15 protein-coding genes are annotated in these 15,980 nt (G+C 45.2%); 7 read left to right on the forward strand and 8 right to left on the reverse strand.

Translation table 11 applies throughout. From position 1 onward, the window contains the following. Together DX060_RS04225 and luxS are read right to left on the reverse strand one after the other, a co-directional pair. A complete protein-coding gene (locus DX060_RS04225) occupies positions 1-1,659 on the reverse strand; it encodes a TolC family protein (RefSeq protein ID WP_115011302.1) in 1,659 nt (552 codons plus the stop codon). A 40-nt stretch (positions 1,660-1,699) separates the two neighbouring features. Next, positions 1,700-2,188, reverse strand: coding sequence for an S-ribosylhomocysteine lyase (gene luxS / locus DX060_RS04230; protein ID WP_115011303.1), 489 nt, complete (start codon positions 2,186-2,188; stop codon positions 1,700-1,702). A 146-nt stretch (positions 2,189-2,334) separates the two neighbouring features. On the opposite strand from luxS, the gene DX060_RS04235 reads away from it, so the two are divergent. Further along, on the forward strand, positions 2,335-4,428 hold the full coding sequence (locus tag DX060_RS04235) for a TonB-dependent receptor plug domain-containing protein (RefSeq protein ID WP_115011304.1): 2,094 nt from the start codon (positions 2,335-2,337) through the stop codon (positions 4,426-4,428). A 27-nt stretch (positions 4,429-4,455) separates the two neighbouring features. Here the strand turns inward: DX060_RS04235 and DX060_RS11290 are convergent, their stop codons facing one another. Beyond that, a complete protein-coding gene (locus tag DX060_RS11290) occupies positions 4,456-4,659 on the reverse strand; it encodes a hypothetical protein (protein WP_181814186.1) in 204 nt (67 codons plus the stop codon). A 363-nt stretch (positions 4,660-5,022) separates the two neighbouring features. Between DX060_RS11290 and DX060_RS10840 the strand changes: the two genes are divergently transcribed. Further along, a complete protein-coding gene (locus tag DX060_RS10840) occupies positions 5,023-5,214 on the forward strand; it encodes a hypothetical protein (RefSeq protein ID WP_147278768.1) in 192 nt (63 codons plus the stop codon). A gap of 40 nt (positions 5,215-5,254) precedes the next feature. On the opposite strand, the gene DX060_RS04240 is transcribed toward DX060_RS10840, so the two are convergent. Beyond that, positions 5,255-6,487, reverse strand: coding sequence for an NAD(P)/FAD-dependent oxidoreductase (locus DX060_RS04240; RefSeq protein WP_115011305.1), 1,233 nt, complete (start codon positions 6,485-6,487; stop codon positions 5,255-5,257). Between the two features lie 186 nt (positions 6,488-6,673). On the opposite strand from DX060_RS04240, the gene trpC reads away from it, so the two are divergent. Together trpC and DX060_RS04250 are read left to right on the forward strand one after the other, a co-directional pair. Further along, positions 6,674-7,459: an indole-3-glycerol phosphate synthase TrpC gene (gene trpC, locus DX060_RS04245; RefSeq protein WP_115011306.1), complete on the forward strand. Its 786-nt coding sequence runs from the start codon at positions 6,674-6,676 to the stop codon at positions 7,457-7,459. Between the two features lie 113 nt (positions 7,460-7,572). Continuing rightward, a complete protein-coding gene (locus tag DX060_RS04250) occupies positions 7,573-8,448 on the forward strand; it encodes a cation diffusion facilitator family transporter (protein ID WP_115012301.1) in 876 nt (291 codons plus the stop codon). Between the two features lie 11 nt (positions 8,449-8,459). Here the strand turns inward: DX060_RS04250 and DX060_RS04255 are convergent, their stop codons facing one another. The 4 genes from DX060_RS04255 to DX060_RS04270 form a co-directional block, all read right to left on the reverse strand. Continuing rightward, positions 8,460-9,422, reverse strand: coding sequence for a coiled-coil domain-containing protein (locus DX060_RS04255; protein ID WP_115011307.1), 963 nt, complete (start codon positions 9,420-9,422; stop codon positions 8,460-8,462). A 15-nt stretch (positions 9,423-9,437) separates the two neighbouring features. Then, a complete protein-coding gene (locus DX060_RS11295; protein ID WP_181814187.1) occupies positions 9,438-11,156 on the reverse strand; it encodes a hypothetical protein in 1,719 nt (572 codons plus the stop codon). A gap of 96 nt (positions 11,157-11,252) precedes the next feature. Beyond that, positions 11,253-11,783 (reverse strand): acyltransferase, encoded by a 531-nt coding sequence (locus DX060_RS04265; RefSeq protein ID WP_115011308.1) that lies wholly within the window; start codon positions 11,781-11,783, stop codon positions 11,253-11,255. Beyond that, positions 11,770-13,479, reverse strand: a complete 1,710-nt coding sequence (locus tag DX060_RS04270; protein WP_115011309.1) for an N-6 DNA methylase — start codon at positions 13,477-13,479, stop codon at positions 11,770-11,772. The genes DX060_RS04265 and DX060_RS04270 overlap by 14 nt, the downstream gene beginning before the upstream one ends. A gap of 102 nt (positions 13,480-13,581) precedes the next feature. On the opposite strand from DX060_RS04270, the gene hisA reads away from it, so the two are divergent. From hisA to DX060_RS04285, 3 genes are all read left to right on the forward strand, one after another. Next, positions 13,582-14,310, forward strand: coding sequence for a 1-(5-phosphoribosyl)-5-[(5-phosphoribosylamino)methylideneamino]imidazole-4-carboxamide isomerase (gene hisA, locus DX060_RS04275; RefSeq protein ID WP_115011310.1), 729 nt, complete (start codon positions 13,582-13,584; stop codon positions 14,308-14,310). 121 nt (positions 14,311-14,431) lie between these two features. Continuing rightward, entirely contained in the window at positions 14,432-14,806 is a 375-nt protein-coding gene (locus tag DX060_RS04280) for a chemotaxis response regulator CheY (protein ID WP_115011311.1), read from the forward strand. A gap of 125 nt (positions 14,807-14,931) precedes the next feature. Then, positions 14,932-15,963: a 50S ribosomal protein L11 methyltransferase gene (locus DX060_RS04285; RefSeq protein ID WP_181814188.1), complete on the forward strand. Its 1,032-nt coding sequence runs from the start codon at positions 14,932-14,934 to the stop codon at positions 15,961-15,963. Positions 15,964-15,980 lie beyond the last annotated feature (17 nt).

Consider the following 15,980-nt stretch of genomic DNA (forward strand, 5'->3'; position numbering starts at 1 on the left):
TCAGCCCTTTTGTGTGGATTCTAGGTGGGGGTCTTGTGTGGTATTATGGGCAGATGATTCTTGCAGAGCAAGTCTCCCGCCTAGTGCCTTATACAGCATAATCGCCGCTGCAAGCTGCGCGAATTTTGCTTCATCTGTGCTAGATTGCGCGCTTAAAAGGGCATTATAGCTTGTGAGATAGCTTGCTTCATCAAGCAGCCCTAGCTCATAGCGAGATTGCGCCACAAGCCATACTTCTTGCGAAGTGGAGAGCATTTGCTCTTTTGCCTGCAAGGAGCTTTGGGCGGTATTGACTTGTGTGATAGCGTTTTCTATCTCGCCAAGCGCGGTGCGTAAGGTGGATTCTAAGGCATAGAGAGCTTGCTTGACGCTTTCTTTTTGGATCTTGTAGTCTTTGGTTAGGGCGGAGCGATTGATGAGCGGAGAGGCAAGCGAGCCTGTGATATTCCAGATCAAATCCCCCACTCCACGCGAAGAGAAGAGGATCTGCCCCAAGCTTCCGCCAAGATTTAGCGTGGGGAAAAGGGCGGCTTTTTTGGAGTTTTTTAGCATAACTTGGGCGTTTAGACTAGCGATACTTGCACGCACATCATCGCGGGAGAGCAAGATCTCTCTAGGCAGGGCGTCTATGGCAGGCAGGCGCGGGCTAGGAAGTGTGAGACTAGGGAGCGTGGAGCTAGAATCCACTTTTTCTAAAGAAGCTATGCTTTGCGATTTTTCAACATTGTTTGAAAAAGTGGATTCTAGGGGGCGTGATTGTAAAGATGTGGCATTAGATTCTAGGCTCTTGCGTGCTGCGGCGTGGTGTGTGGGGGCTTGTGCAGGCTGCGGGCGTTCTAGGATTTGTGCTAGGATTTGTGGGTCGCTTAGATTGAGCAAGATTATCAGGGCGTTTTTCATCTGCTCTTGTTCAAGAAGTAGAGAGCTATGTGTGCTTTGGGCTTGGCTTAGGGCAGCTAGCGTGTCATTTATCGCGCTTATATCTACTAGCCCAAGCTCGTGTTTATCGCGCAGAGTGGCTAGGATTTTGCTGTGATTTTGGACAATTTGGGCTTGTATAAGGGCTGCATTACGCAAGCGCATATAGGCATAATAATCACTCGCCACTTCGCCAATCAAGCTTACTTGCGCGACAGAGAGATTAGAGAGCGTGGCTAGATAGTCGTATTTTTTGGACTTTCTTAGCATATTAAGCTTGCCAAAGAGATCTAGCTCCCACGATAGAGAGAGATTGCCATTTAGGGTGTTTTGATTGATATTGATTTGATAGCGGTTGTAGTTGCCCGAGCTGTAGTTGTAGCCCATATTGATAGAGAGCTTTGGGAGCATATTGGCACTTGCTAGCCCGAGTGCCTCGCGTGCTTGGGCGATTTGGGAGGTTAGGGTCAAAAGGTTGGTGTTGTTTGCTAGGGCGATTTCTAGCAAAGCCTGCAAGCTTTCATCATCAATAAGTGTGAGCAGAGATTGCGCAAAATCAAGCGTGCTTGATGGGGTAAAAGTGGATTCTAGGCTAGAATCCACTTTTTTGCTAAAGGTAGTGGGGAGAGAGATGGACTCTAGCACCCTCTCTTCTGTATAGGGCTTGGAGCAGCTAAGGAGCGCGAGCATACATATACAGCCTATACTTGCACAGCCTATAAGCCTTGATCGCGCTATCACTATGCCCGCCTACTGCCTAATATCCGCCTAATGCCCTTGCTTAGGCAAACTCTTTAAGCAAGAGCTTTTGCGTATCCATTACACCTATGCCTTTATCAAGCACTTTTATGGCGATTTCTTGTGCTTCTTTGAGTGAGTGCATAGCATAGGTGCCGCATTGGTATTTGTTTGCTTCTGGGATTGTATCCACGCGCAAAATATCGCGCATACTCGCCTCCCACGCGTTTAATACATCATAGCTGCAAGGCTCTCCAATCACACTCATATAAAATCCTGTGCGGCAGCCCATAGGCGAAATATCGATGATCTCGGCATTTTTGCCATTGAGATGATCGCGCATAAATCCGGCAAAGAGATGCTCTAGCGTGTGGATACCTCTTTCACTAAGAATGTCTTCATTAGGCACGCAAAAGCGCAGGTCAAAGACAGAGATCACATCGCCCTTAGGTGTCTGCATAGTTTTAGCAAGCCGCACCGCAGGGGCTGGCATAATGGTATGATCGACTTTAAAGCTATCGAGTAGTGGCATAAAAATCCTTATAATTGGGATAGGGCGTGATTATAGCAGTATTTCTATGAAGTCAATGTGAAGAGTCTATAAGCAAGCACAAAAAGCAAGCACAAAGGCTGGTTTTTTTATAATGGAGTAACAAATGAGAATCTTAAGGGGTGTATATGCGATCTACAATGCTGTTTGCCACGAGTCTTGCTACACTCTTGATGGTAGCTGTGCCGCTATGTGCTGATACTCGTAGCAAACGCGATGAGACAAAAACGGAGACAAAAACGATCGTGGATTCTAGTGGGGCTTTGGATTCTACTAAAGAGCTAGAATCTAGCCCAAGCGATAAGGCAGAGCGTGTATATAAGCTCTCTCCTGTTTATGCCACTGCGGTGCGCACCCCTATCCAAAGCACACAAACCCTAGAGGGCAAAGATGCTTTGCTGCATTCTGGTGATATTGCGAAGTCGTTGCTGTATGTGCCGGGCTTTTCTACAATGCGCAAGGGAGGGCTAGGCTCTGAGGTGATCTTCCGCTCTCAAGGGGCTGGGAGAGTGCCTATCTCACTTGATGGCAGCAATCTGCACGGCGCGTGTGGTGGGAGGATGGATACAACTGCCACTTATATCTTCCCTGAAAATTACCACCGCATTTTGCTTATCAAAGGTCCCCAAGATGTGCGCTTTGGTGCGCTTGTATCTGGCGGTGTTGTGTTTATGCGCGATATTACAGCCCTAAGTGCCAACACCTTGCAGGCTGATACAAGTATGCTAGCAGGTAGCTTTAATCGCCTAGATCTGCACGCAAGCGCACTAGCAGGGGGCAAATACGGCTCTTTGCAGGCGATCGCAAGTCATTATGAGAGTGGGGATTATCGCACGGGGAGTGCTAGCTCTCACAAGCTTGGGGCTAGCACGCATACAGCCTATAAGCGAGAGTCTGCTAGTCTAATTGCTACTTTCACGCCCAGCAAATACACAGGCATAGAGCTTGATATGGATATAGGCAGGGGATTTTCCTCCTACCAAGATAGATCAATGGATGCACGCACCTTTGATCGCCTATCTTTTAGCCTAAAAGCCCAGCACGAATTCCAAAATGACATTATAAAAAAGCTTGATCTCCGCGCCTCGTGGCATAGAGTCGATCATATTATGGATAATTTCTCTCATAGGCAAGTGATTGATGGAGTCTATAAGCTCAATAATCCACAGCGCACCAATGCCAACGCCCGCGCCGAGCTTACACTCTATCCAAGCCAAGCTCTCACGCTCTATCTAGGCACAAGCTATGCCTATGATGATCATAAAATGCGCTCTTCTGGTGATGTTAATTCTACTGCTGCGGCTAATGCTATTTTGTCTGCAAGCTATAAGCCAAATTTCCACTTCAACTATGCTTCTATCTTTGCTCAAGGCTCTTATGCGCAGCTAAATTCTGCTTCTAGTGTGTATTTTGGCGCGAGGTATGACTATGCGCAAGCCTATCAAGCGAGCAATGCACAAGTAGCAAGCGATCATCTAGGTAGCGGCTTTGTGCGCTATCAATACCAAAAAGATGGATTCTCATATCTTGTGGGGCTAGGCAGCGCGCAAAGAAGCGCGGATTTTTGGGAGCGGGGGAAAATGGGCGGTATGAGTCTAGCTCCAGAGACCAACCTCCAGCTAGATATTGCTGCTTTGTATCAGGTAGATTCTTTGTATATACAAGCCTCTGTGTATAGTGCGTATATGTGGGATTATATCGCTTTGCACTATGGCACAAATACAAGCGCGTTTAATACCAACGCCCTGCTAGCAGGCGCAGAGCTTCAAGCAAAGTATGGGCTATTTGACTTCCTCTATATGTCTGGCTCACTTGCCTACACCTATGGGCAAAATCTCACGACCAAATCCGGGCTACTAGCAGGCGCACCGCTACCCCAAGTAGCTCCACTGCAAGCACAAGTGTCTTTGTGGCTTGAATATAGAGGGTTTTTGGCGCGGGCAGATGTCTTTGCCAATGCCGCACAAAGCCGCTATGCTAAAGACTATGGCAATGTGATTGGCAAGGATTTTGGGGCGAGCTTGGGCTTTGCTACTTTAAGCATTTATGGTGGCTATAAGCGCAAGAATTTTAGCCTGCTTTGTGGGATTGAGAATCTAACTAATACGCTATATAGCTATCATCTCTCTAAAGCTGGCGTGATGATAGACGATCTAGCCCCTGTGAGTAGGATTTATGAGCCCGGACGAAGTTATTATGTCAAGCTTACGCTTGGATTCTAAAAAAGTGGATTCTAGGGGGTGGGCGATTCAGTCTTGGGTGAGCAATGCGGCAGTGTTGGCGTTTTTGCGGAAGGCACGAACGCCAAGTTCGCTAACCTTCCCCAAAAACGCCAAAGCTACCACAGCCCCCACCGCAATCCTTAGAATCGTGTTGAAGTAAAACAGGTTTTGTAAAGCAAACCAAGCTTTTTGAAGTAAAACAGGCTTTGTAAAAACGCCCCAATCTGTCATTGCGAGCCTTGTGCTAGCAAGGCGTGGCGATCCATAACACAGCCCTAGAATCTAATTTCAAAAAGTGGATTCTAGTGTGAAAGTGGATTACTAAAGAAGCTACGCTTTGCCGCGCGGTGCAAGCACCGCTCGCGATGACGATAAAAGCTTGAAAAATTAAACAACTCACAAGCGGTAGGATTACAAAAAATGGATTCTAGGATTAAGTAAAAAATGCAAAACGCCAAAAGTGTAAAAAGTGGATTCTAGGCAAACGCCTTTTATCGTCATTGCGAGCGGCGTGAGTCGCGTGGCAATCCATAAGCAAGGCGCAATCGCGCTTCTTTAGTAATCCATAGACAATAAAACGCATAATCACAAAAAGTGGATTCTAGGGATTCAGCTTGTGGGCTAGAATCGTGGATTCAGCGGCGGAGGCTTACTCATTATCGCCTAGATAAATCCCTTCGCCTTGAAAACAAGGGACACCGCTCGGCGCAAGCCGATGTTTCTTTAGAAAACAAGGGGCACCGCTCGGCGTTGTGCGATTGTTTCTTTAGAAAGCCACAATTCTAGCCCGCAAGCTGAATCTCTCTTAGCAAACGAGGATTCTAGGCTAATTGCTTGTGCGGTAGCGGAATTGCCCCTTTTTGAAGACTATTTCAAATCCCCCAAGACTATAGAGCCATTTATTTTCTATGGTGTTTTTGATAAATGCCGCAAACTCGCCCTTAATCCCCCTGCCAAGCACCATACCCACGCCATCAGTATGCCCTATGGAGCAAACCGTGCCTTTGTGGTGGAAGACAAAGGGGCGATGAAATGGCTTATCAGCAAGCTTGGCGCAAAAAAGCTCTGCGATGTAATCGCCCATTTGCGCAGAGAGCTGGGCGGTGGGGGCGTGGATAATGTCTTTATCCCTAGCTTGTGCGCTATCACCCACGACATAGATATTGGGGTAGGCTTCGCATTGCAGCTGGGCATTGACAGGGATCCTGCCTTTTTTGTTGGGCAGGGTTGAACGCTCGATGACTTCACTACCTTTAACCCCCGCACTCCAGATGATTGTATTGCCCAAAATCTCTAGCGGCTCATCTTGCCCCTTATAGCGGGCGATCACGCGATCATCGCGCACTTCTTCAATGGTAGCATTTGAGACGATACGCACGCCAAGCTTTTTAAGCTTGGATTCTGCTGCTGTGGCAAGCTTGTCATTAAAGACAGGTAATATATGCTCTGAACGCCCTATGCAAGTGATTTTAGGCAAGGATCGATCAATCCCGCAAATAAGGCATAGCTCATCAAGCTGTGTGGCTAGCTCTGCGGTAAATTCTATCCCGGTAAAGCCTGTGCCACACACGATCACAGAGAGATCTTGGGCATTTTTTGTGTGGGTGTATTCTTTGAATTTATTTTCGATGTTTTTCATAAGCTTTAGGGCGGCATTGAGCGAGGATAGGCGGTAGGTGTTTTTCCCCACGCCTTTGATGCCTAAATGATCAGGGCGGAATCCAAGGGCGATGATGAGATAGTCATATTTATATGCACCGCCATTGCCTATGACTTTGTTTTCTTCTGGGCAGATTTCTAGGATTTTGTCCTTGATGAAGCGGATTTTCTTTGGGTCTAGGATCTTGCGGTAGAAGATTCTGGCTTTGCGTGAGCTTAGTGTGCCTATGGCGACTTTGTGTAAAAGTGTGGTTTGGTAGTGATAATCGTGCTTGCTAATAAGCGTAATGTCTGCTGGTGTTTTGAGCTTGCGCTGCAAGCCTAGCGCGGCTTTAAGTCCGCCGTAGCCACCGCCGATGATAAGCACCTTGGGTGTGGGGTGTGATTGTGTCTCTTGCATTATGCGCTCCTAGAGAAGAAGTGCTACCATAGTAGCCCAAAAATTTTTATAATTAAATTAAAAGATTTTTTACTTTTGGGCGGTGGGGGCGTGAGATTTTGCTAGAATCCTATTTGCAAAATGCAGGGCAAAATAAGATTCAAGCCAATTTATGCTAAAGCTAATTACTTCTCTTAAGGATACTTTATGATACTTACACAAATTATACAAAGCACCAAAGAGCGCGTAGCCAAGTGCCAAAAAGAGCTGCCGCTAAGTGTCTTGCGCGAGCAAGCCGAGAATCTTCACAAGGCAAAGCCCTATACAAGAAGCTTTGAAAATGCCTTGCGCGTAGAAAATCGACTAAGTTTTATTTGCGAGATTAAAAAGGCTTCCCCATCAAAGGGCGTTATCAACGAGACATTTCCCTATCTTGACATCGCTAGAGCTTATGAAAAAGCCGGGGCAAATGCGATTTCTTGCTTAAGTGAGCCGCAGTATTTCTTAGGGAGTGATGAGATTTTCACACAAGTAAGAGAGATTTGCTCTATCCCTATGCTGCGTAAGGATTTCACAATCGATCCTTATATGATCTATCAGGCAAAGGTGATGGGAGCAGACGCGCTGCTGCTTATTGTAAGCGCGCTAGATGTTGTGCAGCTTAGGGAGTTTTACGCGCTTGCAGAGTCGCTTGGGCTATGTGTTTTGGTAGAGACACACACAGGCAAAGAGATCGAGCAAGCCTTGAGCATTGATGCGCGTATCATCGGGGTAAATAATAGGGATTTGCACACCTTTAGTGTAGATGTGCAAAGAAGCTTAGAGCTGCGCCCTCTTGTGCCAGAATCCAAAGTCTTTGTAAGTGAGAGCGGGATAAGCAGTGTGCAGGACTTGCGCAAGCTCCAAGAAGCTAGGGTAGATAGCGTGCTTATAGGCGAGTGGTTTATGAAAGCTCAAGAATCTATAGCTCATATCCACGCCCTTAGAGATTAGCGATGGGGATAAAAGCACCGCCCAATGCTATGGATTCTAGCGTAGTGGATTCTATGGATCCTACCAAAGATCCCAAAGAGCTAGAATCCAGCCCAAGCACGCAAGCCAAAAAGATAAGCCCCCAGCGCAGAGCGACTATGATCTCAAGCTGTGTGGCGTGCGTGCTGATTGTAGTGAAGTTTGTGGCTGGGATTATTAGTGGGTCTGTGGCGATTCTTGCAAGCGCGATTGATTCGTTGCTTGATTTATCTGCTTCACTCTTTAATCTCTATGCCATCACCAAAGCAGAGCAGCCTGCTTGCGTGAAGTTTAACTATGGGCGCGGCAAGATAGAATCACTTGCAGCTGTGATTGAAGGAAGCGTGATTGTAGTCTCTGGGATTTTTATCCTCTATCAATCGTTTAAAAAAATCGCGCTAGGAAGTGAGCTAGCAAGGCTTGATTTGTCTGTGTTTGTGATGATCTTTTCATTGATTGTAACAGCCTGCCTTGTGCTGTATCTAAACTATGTCGCAAAGATGAGCAATAATCTTGTGATACAAGCTGATGCTTTGCATTATAAAACAGATCTTTTAAGCAATGGCGCGGTGCTTGTGGCATTGGTGCTTGTCAAGCTTACAGGCTTTGAGATTATTGACGCGCTTTTTGGGATTGCTATTGGGCTGTATGTGGGGTATTCTGCTTTTGGGCTGCTAAAGCAAGGCGTGCTAGTCTTGCTAGATCGCGCACTAGATGATGAGAAGCTTACAGCGATTAAGGAGATTTTGGACTCTGCAACAGAGGTCAAAAGCTATCACGATCTAAAAACTAGGCAAAGTGGGGATACGCATTTTGTGGAAGTGCATTTGGTATTTAGCCCAGATATTTTGCTAAAGGACGCGCACGCTGTGGCGGATATGCTAGAGTGTAAAATCCAAAATCTACAAGAGCAGTGGCAGGGGCAGTGGGTGGTGATCACGCATCTTGATCCCTATGAGCCTCTAGGCTAGGGCTACTTAACTTAGAAAAAATGCAGCCCCAAGCTTATGAGAGCCACTGCTAATGCGATGATTGTTAGGGAGAGATTTAGCGTGCCATTTTTCGTGCTAAGGGATAGGATTTGTGCTTGTAGCGCATTGATAGCGGCTTCTTGGTTTTCATCAATGAGTCGTTTTGCTTCTAAAGTGGATTCTAGCTCTTGGATTTTTTGACGCTTTTTTTCTAGCTCATTTTGGAGATTTTTTATATCTTGGCTTTGCTTGTCATCAAGGGAATCTTTAGATTTCAAAGTGGATTCTAACTCTTCAATCTTTGTGCGTTTAGATTCTAGCTGCCCTTGTAATTCTTGTAGCTTTTGTCCTTGTGTGCTTATGTCTTGCTCTTGTTTTTCTTGGCGTTTTTCGTATTCTTCTTTATGCTCAGCAATACCACTTTGTAATGCGGAGATTTGCTCTTCTTGCTTCTCTTGTCTTGTTTCATACTCTTGCTGATGTTTGACAAACTTTTGTGCTTCATCAAGCATAACCAGTGCTTGCTCTTTGGCTACTCCGTGTAGCTGCTGTATGTCGCCATCTTTATTCTTAAAGCCATTTTCTAGCATTGCGGCAATCGTTTGCGTCATCGCTTGGGCAAAGCCATAGGATATGGTGGTAAGCTTTATACTCTCTTGTATCAGCGTATTCATCTCTGCCATTGCTTCATTTTGCATAGCGTTTGCTTGGGTGTTAAGCTTGCTGCGTTTTTCTGCCTTGCTTTCTCCAAATGGATTCCAGCTGCGCTTGACATTATTTGCCTGCCTTGTCAGGTATTTTGCTTCATCAATCTTGCTGCTTACTCTTTGGATATTGCTAAAAATCTCTACCGCTTTTTCTTCGGCTAGGACTTTCAAATTTTCAGGCTTTAGCGTGGCGATTTGCTTTTGTAGCACTTCTACTTCATTTTCTTTGGGCTCTTCTTGTTGAGGTTTGATTAAAAATCCAAACATTTTTTCTCCTTTGTGTTAGTTATGTTGCGCCCTAAATGCGCGAAGTTGTGCCATAGTAGAATTGAGATCATCAAAAGACTCTTTTGTTTCTTGCGAACTTTTTGCGATAGCGGCTTGCGCTTCATTGAGCTTGTTGATTGTGGATTCTGTAATGCCCAATGTAAGTTGCCACGCATCGTGCAAGACAAACCAGCTTTGAGCGACTTTGAGTTGCACGAGTTCGCCACTTTTACCCATAATTTGCAGCTGCAAACGGCTTTCTTTGCTATCACTCGCCCATTTATCAATATAATAAATCGCAATGGTGCCAAGAACCGCGCCAAGTGCTGCTGTAAGGCATAATGCAACAGCACCTAGAATTGTCTCGTTTTCTGCAAAAGGCAGTCGCACAGTTTTCAAGGCTGGACACAACCCTTCTAGCATTTCAGTTAATGCTGCTGCCCCAAGCATTGTAGTAGCAGCAATTAGCCCAGAGACAAGCACCTTTGCCGCTTCTCTCATCACTTCATCTTTAGGCATATCTTTGGGAGGATTTACTAGAATCTTTACCGCTTTATAGAGTGAGTTAAACCCAGCGCGGATAATCTGCACTATCTTTTTCAAGGTTGTAAAAATTGTATTGATGACAAAGACAATGATGTTTGAAAAAAAGCTAAGGATAGCGGATTCTAGTGAGCCAGCAATAATGTCTTTCCATTTTACCTTTAAGTCTTCCCAAATTTTTTGTAAGCGATTTTTAAAACGCGTAAAAATCTCTTTAAAACTCTCATTGCCAAATTCTTTCACAAGCACTTTTATCTCAATCATCATTCCTTTAATCAAATCGTGCAGCACAATGCCTATCACAGAGTGCAACGCCATTTTCCCCGCGTCCTTTGCCCCTGTTGCAAGGATTTCCGTGCCTTGCTTTTTGATTTGTGCTTTCATAAGTGTGGAGTCTTTATGGTCTCTTGCTTCTTTATCTTTTGCTAAAGCTTTTTCCCTATCTACACCAAACCTATCTGCTTTGGTTCCGCCTTTTTTATCAGCTCTCTCAAGCCATTCACCCATTTTGTGTTTATCTTTTGAATTATTAAGCCCACCATCTGTCCAAGCGAGATTTTTTTCATTTGTCGCAAGTTTGGCTCTTTCTTCCTGACTTAAGAATAAATGTGTTCTAGGATCACTATCAATTTCTTTTGCCGACACAATATGATCAATTTGAGCACGCCCATCTTTTGGCAACTCTTTGCCTGTATATTCATCATATACTTTGTCTTGTGTTTTAAATGTTTCTTTCCGCATTGCTGGTAGCGGACTATCATACCCTTCTTGCTTTCTCACTTCTCTCCATACACCCTCTTGGTTTGATTTATAGTGCTCATATTTTGCTGCATCATCTTTTGTGGCGGTAATACCTTGCTCAAAATTATGCGTTGTTGTTACATTCCCGCCATCTTTAGAATCTAGCACCGCAGCCGCTAGTCCAAAATGCCCCACCACCGCATTAAGCGCATTATCCGCACACTGCTGGAAGAGAGAGGCACTCTGCTCTTTTGGCAGCTGTGCTTGCAGCTCACCTAGCTCATTGATAGTGGATTCTAGCTCATTATCAATTTGAATTCTAAGGGCTTGTATAGAGTCGCTGGCAGATACTTGCGCTTGCTCTATCTGCTCTAGCTCCTTTTTCATTTGCGCATAATCTGTGCGTAAATACTCCTGCTTAAATTCTTCTAGGGTTATGTGTCCTTGCATTGTGCTTATCTCAATCTCTATGAAAATGAAGCACGACTCTATCAAAAAAAAAAAAAAAAAAAAACAAGACAAGTGCTAGCGCGCCTGTGGCAGAGATTATAATGGCGTGCTAGTGCGTATCGCTTGGGTGTAAGGGCGGAGCTTTTTTGCTGGGCTGCCCGCGTAGAATCCACTTTTTGTAATATCGCGTGTTACCACTGCGCCTGCGCCGATGACGACATTATCACAGATATGGACAGGCAAAATGGTCGCATTGCTGCCTATGCTGACATTGCTGCCTATGTGCGCACCTTTCCATTGGCTTTTGTGTGCTGCTGGTGCGCCGGTGGCAAAGGTATCGTTGATAAACATCACGCCGTGTCCTATGAAGCAGTGATCGCCTATGCGCGTGAGAGAGCAGATGAAGCTATGGCTTTGGATCCTGCAGTTATCCCCGATATACACATCGCTTTGGATTTCGACAAATGGACCGATGAAGACATTATCACCAAAGGTGCATTCATAGAGATTGACAGGTGTGATGATATGAAGATTTTCTCCGTGTGTAATATCACGGATACAAGAAGCTTGTGTGGTGATAGCGGCTTGGGTGGTAGAATGGGAGAGATTTTGGCTAGCTTTTTGCATAGGGGCGTGCTTTGATTGCGTGGATTTGGGCGTGTGTGGCATAGAGCTGATCGCGCAGGGCATTTAGCTTTTGTAGCGTGTCTTTGGTATTGTGTAGATAAGTGCTTGGGATAGGGAGCTTGGCTAGATTCTCGGTGCTAATGGTGCCATCGGCACTTGTCTTGTATAAGTGTGCTAGGGCTTGCTCGCCACTTTGCGAGAAAAGATAGCAGTATAAGCCTTGCGCGATTGCTTTGCTAGGGGCGCGAAGCACGATGATCCCGGCATTTACGACACTTGTGTGTGTGATGTCTCCTAGGATTGTGAGCTTTGGTGTGATACCGCGGAGTGAAAGCAAAATATCATAGGAGCGCACTTGGTATTTATGGATTTTACTTTTGTTGCCTAGCTGTTTTTTGGTTTGAAAGCTCTCTGTATAGCCACAGGGCGCAAAATCAGCTATCCCTATGTCAAAAAACTCGATTTCCTCATCTTTTTGTGTGCCATAGATTCTTTGTCCGCGAAAAATCTCTACCCCTAGTGTCTCAAGGCTCTGGGTGGTGGATTTGACCGGGGTGGCTTTGACTCTAGCGTGGCTGTCTTTGACATAGCTATGCGCACGCAGGTCTTGTGGATTTATGGAGGCAATGGGCGTTAGGCTTGAGTAGGGGCTTTTATCTTTGGTGCGATAGAGCTGCAAGATCTCTTGGGTGTTGATTAGGCGATTATACTTGCCATCTTTGGTGTAGAAATGCTCGCTACTTGCATCAATGTGTAGAATCTGCTTATTGCTACTAGAGATGACAAGTAGGGAAAAATCATAGCTCTGGTGAGGGAAGATATTTTTAGGCAGCTCGATGATGGCTTCTATCATTTCATCTTCACAGAGCTTGTCGCGCAGTCGCTTTTCTAAGGAGGATTTCATCAAGGTTTGATTGCGCACGATGAAGACACCCTTTTGCCCAAGATGTGCTAGAGAGTGGAGCAAAAACACTAGCTCGGGATAGGTTTTGATAAGATTGCCAGCAGTGCTGAATCGCTCATCATCTTTGAGCAGCTCTGTGCCTAGGTGGGCGTTTAGCGGAGGGTTGCACAGGATTTTATCAAACTTTTTATAGCTTGTCCCTTGCCTAAATATGGGACTTGCTAAAATATCATTGACATAGAGATTGCTAGAATCCAGCTTGCTAAGATTGGCAATAAGGCGTGCGATGAGAGAGAGCTTAGGGTCTAGCTCTTCGCCATAGAGAGTGATATGTGGTGCGATGTGAGAAAGACTCAAAAACACACTTCCCATACCATAGCAGGGATTATAGATACTCTCCCCTGCTTGAATGTCTAAAATCCCTACTAAAAGCTGATTGATTTCATAGGGTGTGGAGTAGAAGTAGAGTTTGTTGGTGGTTTTTTTCTGTGTGATGGTGTGGAGAAACTGCTCGATAATGCTGTGGGATATGGGGGTGCTAGCTAGGAGCTTTAAGATCTTGCGTGGGTTGATTTTAGGGTTTGGCTCTATAAACAACTCTGGCTCTATGATCTCGCGTAATTTTTGCAAAAGCATCGCGCTTGCTTTGGGCTTATCGAGCTTTAGGATTGTGGTGATGGATTCTGGGGTTTTGGACTGCAGGGTAAAAAGCTCCATCATCACCGCTATGGCATCAAGCATATCGATGTGATAGGGCTTAAGATACTCAAAACACTTGAGTAGATTCTGCATAGATTCTCCTAATGGCGATAGTGTGGCAAGAAATATGCTAGGAATTGTAATACAAAGACCATAAAAAGACTATAATTTATCAAACAATCCAAAAGGGGTGCTATGCTAGAGATTTTTCCAGCAATTGATTTGCAAAATGGGCAGGCGGTGCGATTATACAAAGGCGATATGCAAAATGCCACGATTTATGGCGATCCGTGTGCATTCGCGCGAGAGTTTGAGCAAGCAGGCGCAAAATGGATACATATAGTCGATCTTGACGGGGCATTAAGCGGTAGGAGTGAGAATCTAGCTGCCATAGAATCTATCCGCAAAAGCACGCAGCTACGAATCCAGCTAGGCGGTGGGATACGCGATGAGGAGAGCATTAAACGCTATCTTGATTTAGGGATTGATCGCGTGATATTGGGGTCTTTGGCTGCGCATTCCCCAGAGCTTGCTCGATCGCTTGCGGAGCGATACCCCATAGCGGTGGGGATTGATGCACGAGAAGGCAAAGTCGCTACTAATGGCTGGGTAGAATCCAGCAGTGTGGATGCGCTAGATTTGGCTAGATTCTATGCCGGAAGCAAGGTGCAAGCACTCATTTGCACGGATATTGGGCGAGATGGTGCGCTAAGTGGGGTAAATGTGGGCTTTAGCGTGGCTATGGGGCAAGCAAGTGGGCTACCTATCATCGCAAGTGGTGGGCTTAAAGATGCGCAGGATATCGCGCAGTTAGCACGGGCGTTTAGGGAGCATAGTGTGCAAGGCGGAGTGATTATCGGCAAGGCATTGTATGAGAAAAAAATCGATTTGCAAGAAGCTTTTGTCCAGACACAAATAAAATGAAGTAAATTTTATAGTTTTATGCTATGATTCCAAATTATTACTAGCCAATCAATTATCACTATGGTGTCTTTGTAAAGCTCGTGTTTGCAGAGATTCTAGATGATCTATAAGGAGTTGTGCTTTGAAGTTGTTAGTTGTAGATGATAGTTCGACTATGCGCAGAATCATTAAAAATACCTTGCAGCGATTGGGGTATGAGGATATTTTAGAAGCTGAACACGGCGTAGAAGCGTGGGATATTATGGATACCAAAGAAGGTATAGGCGTGCTGATCACGGATTGGAATATGCCTGAGATGAATGGGCTTGATTTGGTGAAAAAGGTGCGCGCTGATGATCGATATAAAGAAATCCCTATTATTATGGTTACAACTGAGGGCGGTAAGGCGGAAGTCATCACGGCATTAAAGGCTGGGGTAAATAACTATATCGTTAAGCCATTTACACCACAGGTTTTGAAAGAAAAGCTTGAAGTTGTGCTTGGGGTGAATGACTAGCCCTAGCGCACTAGAATCTTAGATTTACATCTATTTGGACAATGTCTTCTCACTCTCCCAATTCAAATCTCCCCCAAACTTACACAGAAATACTATGTATTCCTACAGATTGTTATGAAGTGTTTGTGGATTTTATTATACAAATCACCGGTTTAGCGATCGAAGAGGTCGCCACAAGCACATTGTCTAATGCTGCGCTAGATGAGCAGCTGCAATTTGTCAATGTCTCTAGCGATAGGGCAAATATCACAAGTGTGGTAAGGGATTTTGCCACTCAAGCGTGTATTATCCGCTATGATCCTAGCGTGACATTGTTGTGTGAATATGTGGGGGTAGATAATGCAGATATGCAGATAGATAGTGCTTATAGCAACGGAGTGGATTCTAGCCCCATTAGCGATATGACCCTTTTGCAAGCATTAAAGTCTTTTGCTTCTGTGCTATCAAAGCGTCTTGGGCGTGAAGTGGGCTTTGCTTATACGCTATCCCATAAACACAATCAAGATTGGATCGCACTCTATCAAGCTGGCGTTATGCCCTTAGAGTGTGGCAAATACTATATCCACCCATCGTGGCACGCCCCGAAAAATGATAAGCAAAATATCATCATTGATCCAGCCCTAGCCTTTGGCTCTGGACATCACGCAAGCACTTTTATGTGTATATCGCTGCTCTCTGTTATGGATTTGCGCGGGAAACACTGCCTAGATGTAGGCTGTGGGAGTGGGATTTTGGGCATTATTATGGCAAAGCAAGGTGGGATTGTATCGGCGTGTGATGTGGATATGCTAGCTGTGGAGGAGACGGGTAAAAATTTTGCGCAAAATGGTGTTGCCCCTCGTGCTATTTGGCTAGGCTCTTTAGCCAATAGCCTAGAATCCACAGAATCAAACACAGATTCTAGCTCTTATAATGCGCGAGCTGAGTTGCTGCAAGAGAGTGGCTATGATGTGATTTGTGCTAATATCGTGGCTGATGTGCTTGCGTGTATGCATAGGGATTTTATCAAAGCACTAAAGCCTAGTGGCGTGCTGATACTCTCTGGGATTCTTGCAGAAAAATGCGAGTGGATTCTAGATATATTTAGCGATATGCAGCTTTTGCAAAAAGAGCAAAAAGATGAGTGGGTGAGCTTGAAGTTAGCGCGGGTAACATAAACATTACACAAAATATA

It is taken from the genome of Helicobacter canis (assembly GCF_900451095.1).
GTDB classification, from domain to species: Bacteria; Campylobacterota; Campylobacteria; order Campylobacterales; family Helicobacteraceae; genus Helicobacter_B; species Helicobacter_B zhangjianzhongii.

What these genes read in the sequence shown, in the direction of transcription:
- hisA (WP_115011310.1), top strand. Translation starts at nt 13,582, where the DNA reads ATGCTAGAGATTTTTCCAGCAATTGATTTGCAAAATGGGCAGGCGGTG.
- DX060_RS04255 (WP_115011307.1), bottom strand. Translation starts at nt 9,422, where the DNA reads ATGTTTGGATTTTTAATCAAACCTCAACAAGAAGAGCCCAAAGAAAAT.
- trpC (WP_115011306.1), top strand. Translation starts at nt 6,674, where the DNA reads ATGATACTTACACAAATTATACAAAGCACCAAAGAGCGCGTAGCCAAG.
- DX060_RS11295 (WP_181814187.1), bottom strand. Translation starts at nt 11,156, where the DNA reads ATGCAAGGACACATAACCCTAGAAGAATTTAAGCAGGAGTATTTACGC.
- DX060_RS04265 (WP_115011308.1), bottom strand. Translation starts at nt 11,783, where the DNA reads ATGCAAAAAGCTAGCCAAAATCTCTCCCATTCTACCACCCAAGCCGCT.
- DX060_RS04270 (WP_115011309.1), bottom strand. Translation starts at nt 13,479, where the DNA reads ATGCAGAATCTACTCAAGTGTTTTGAGTATCTTAAGCCCTATCACATC.
- luxS (WP_115011303.1), bottom strand. Translation starts at nt 2,188, where the DNA reads ATGCCACTACTCGATAGCTTTAAAGTCGATCATACCATTATGCCAGCC.
- DX060_RS11290 (WP_181814186.1), bottom strand. Translation starts at nt 4,659, where the DNA reads ATGACAGATTGGGGCGTTTTTACAAAGCCTGTTTTACTTCAAAAAGCT.
- DX060_RS04235 (WP_115011304.1), top strand. Translation starts at nt 2,335, where the DNA reads ATGCGATCTACAATGCTGTTTGCCACGAGTCTTGCTACACTCTTGATG.
- DX060_RS04240 (WP_115011305.1), bottom strand. Translation starts at nt 6,487, where the DNA reads ATGCAAGAGACACAATCACACCCCACACCCAAGGTGCTTATCATCGGC.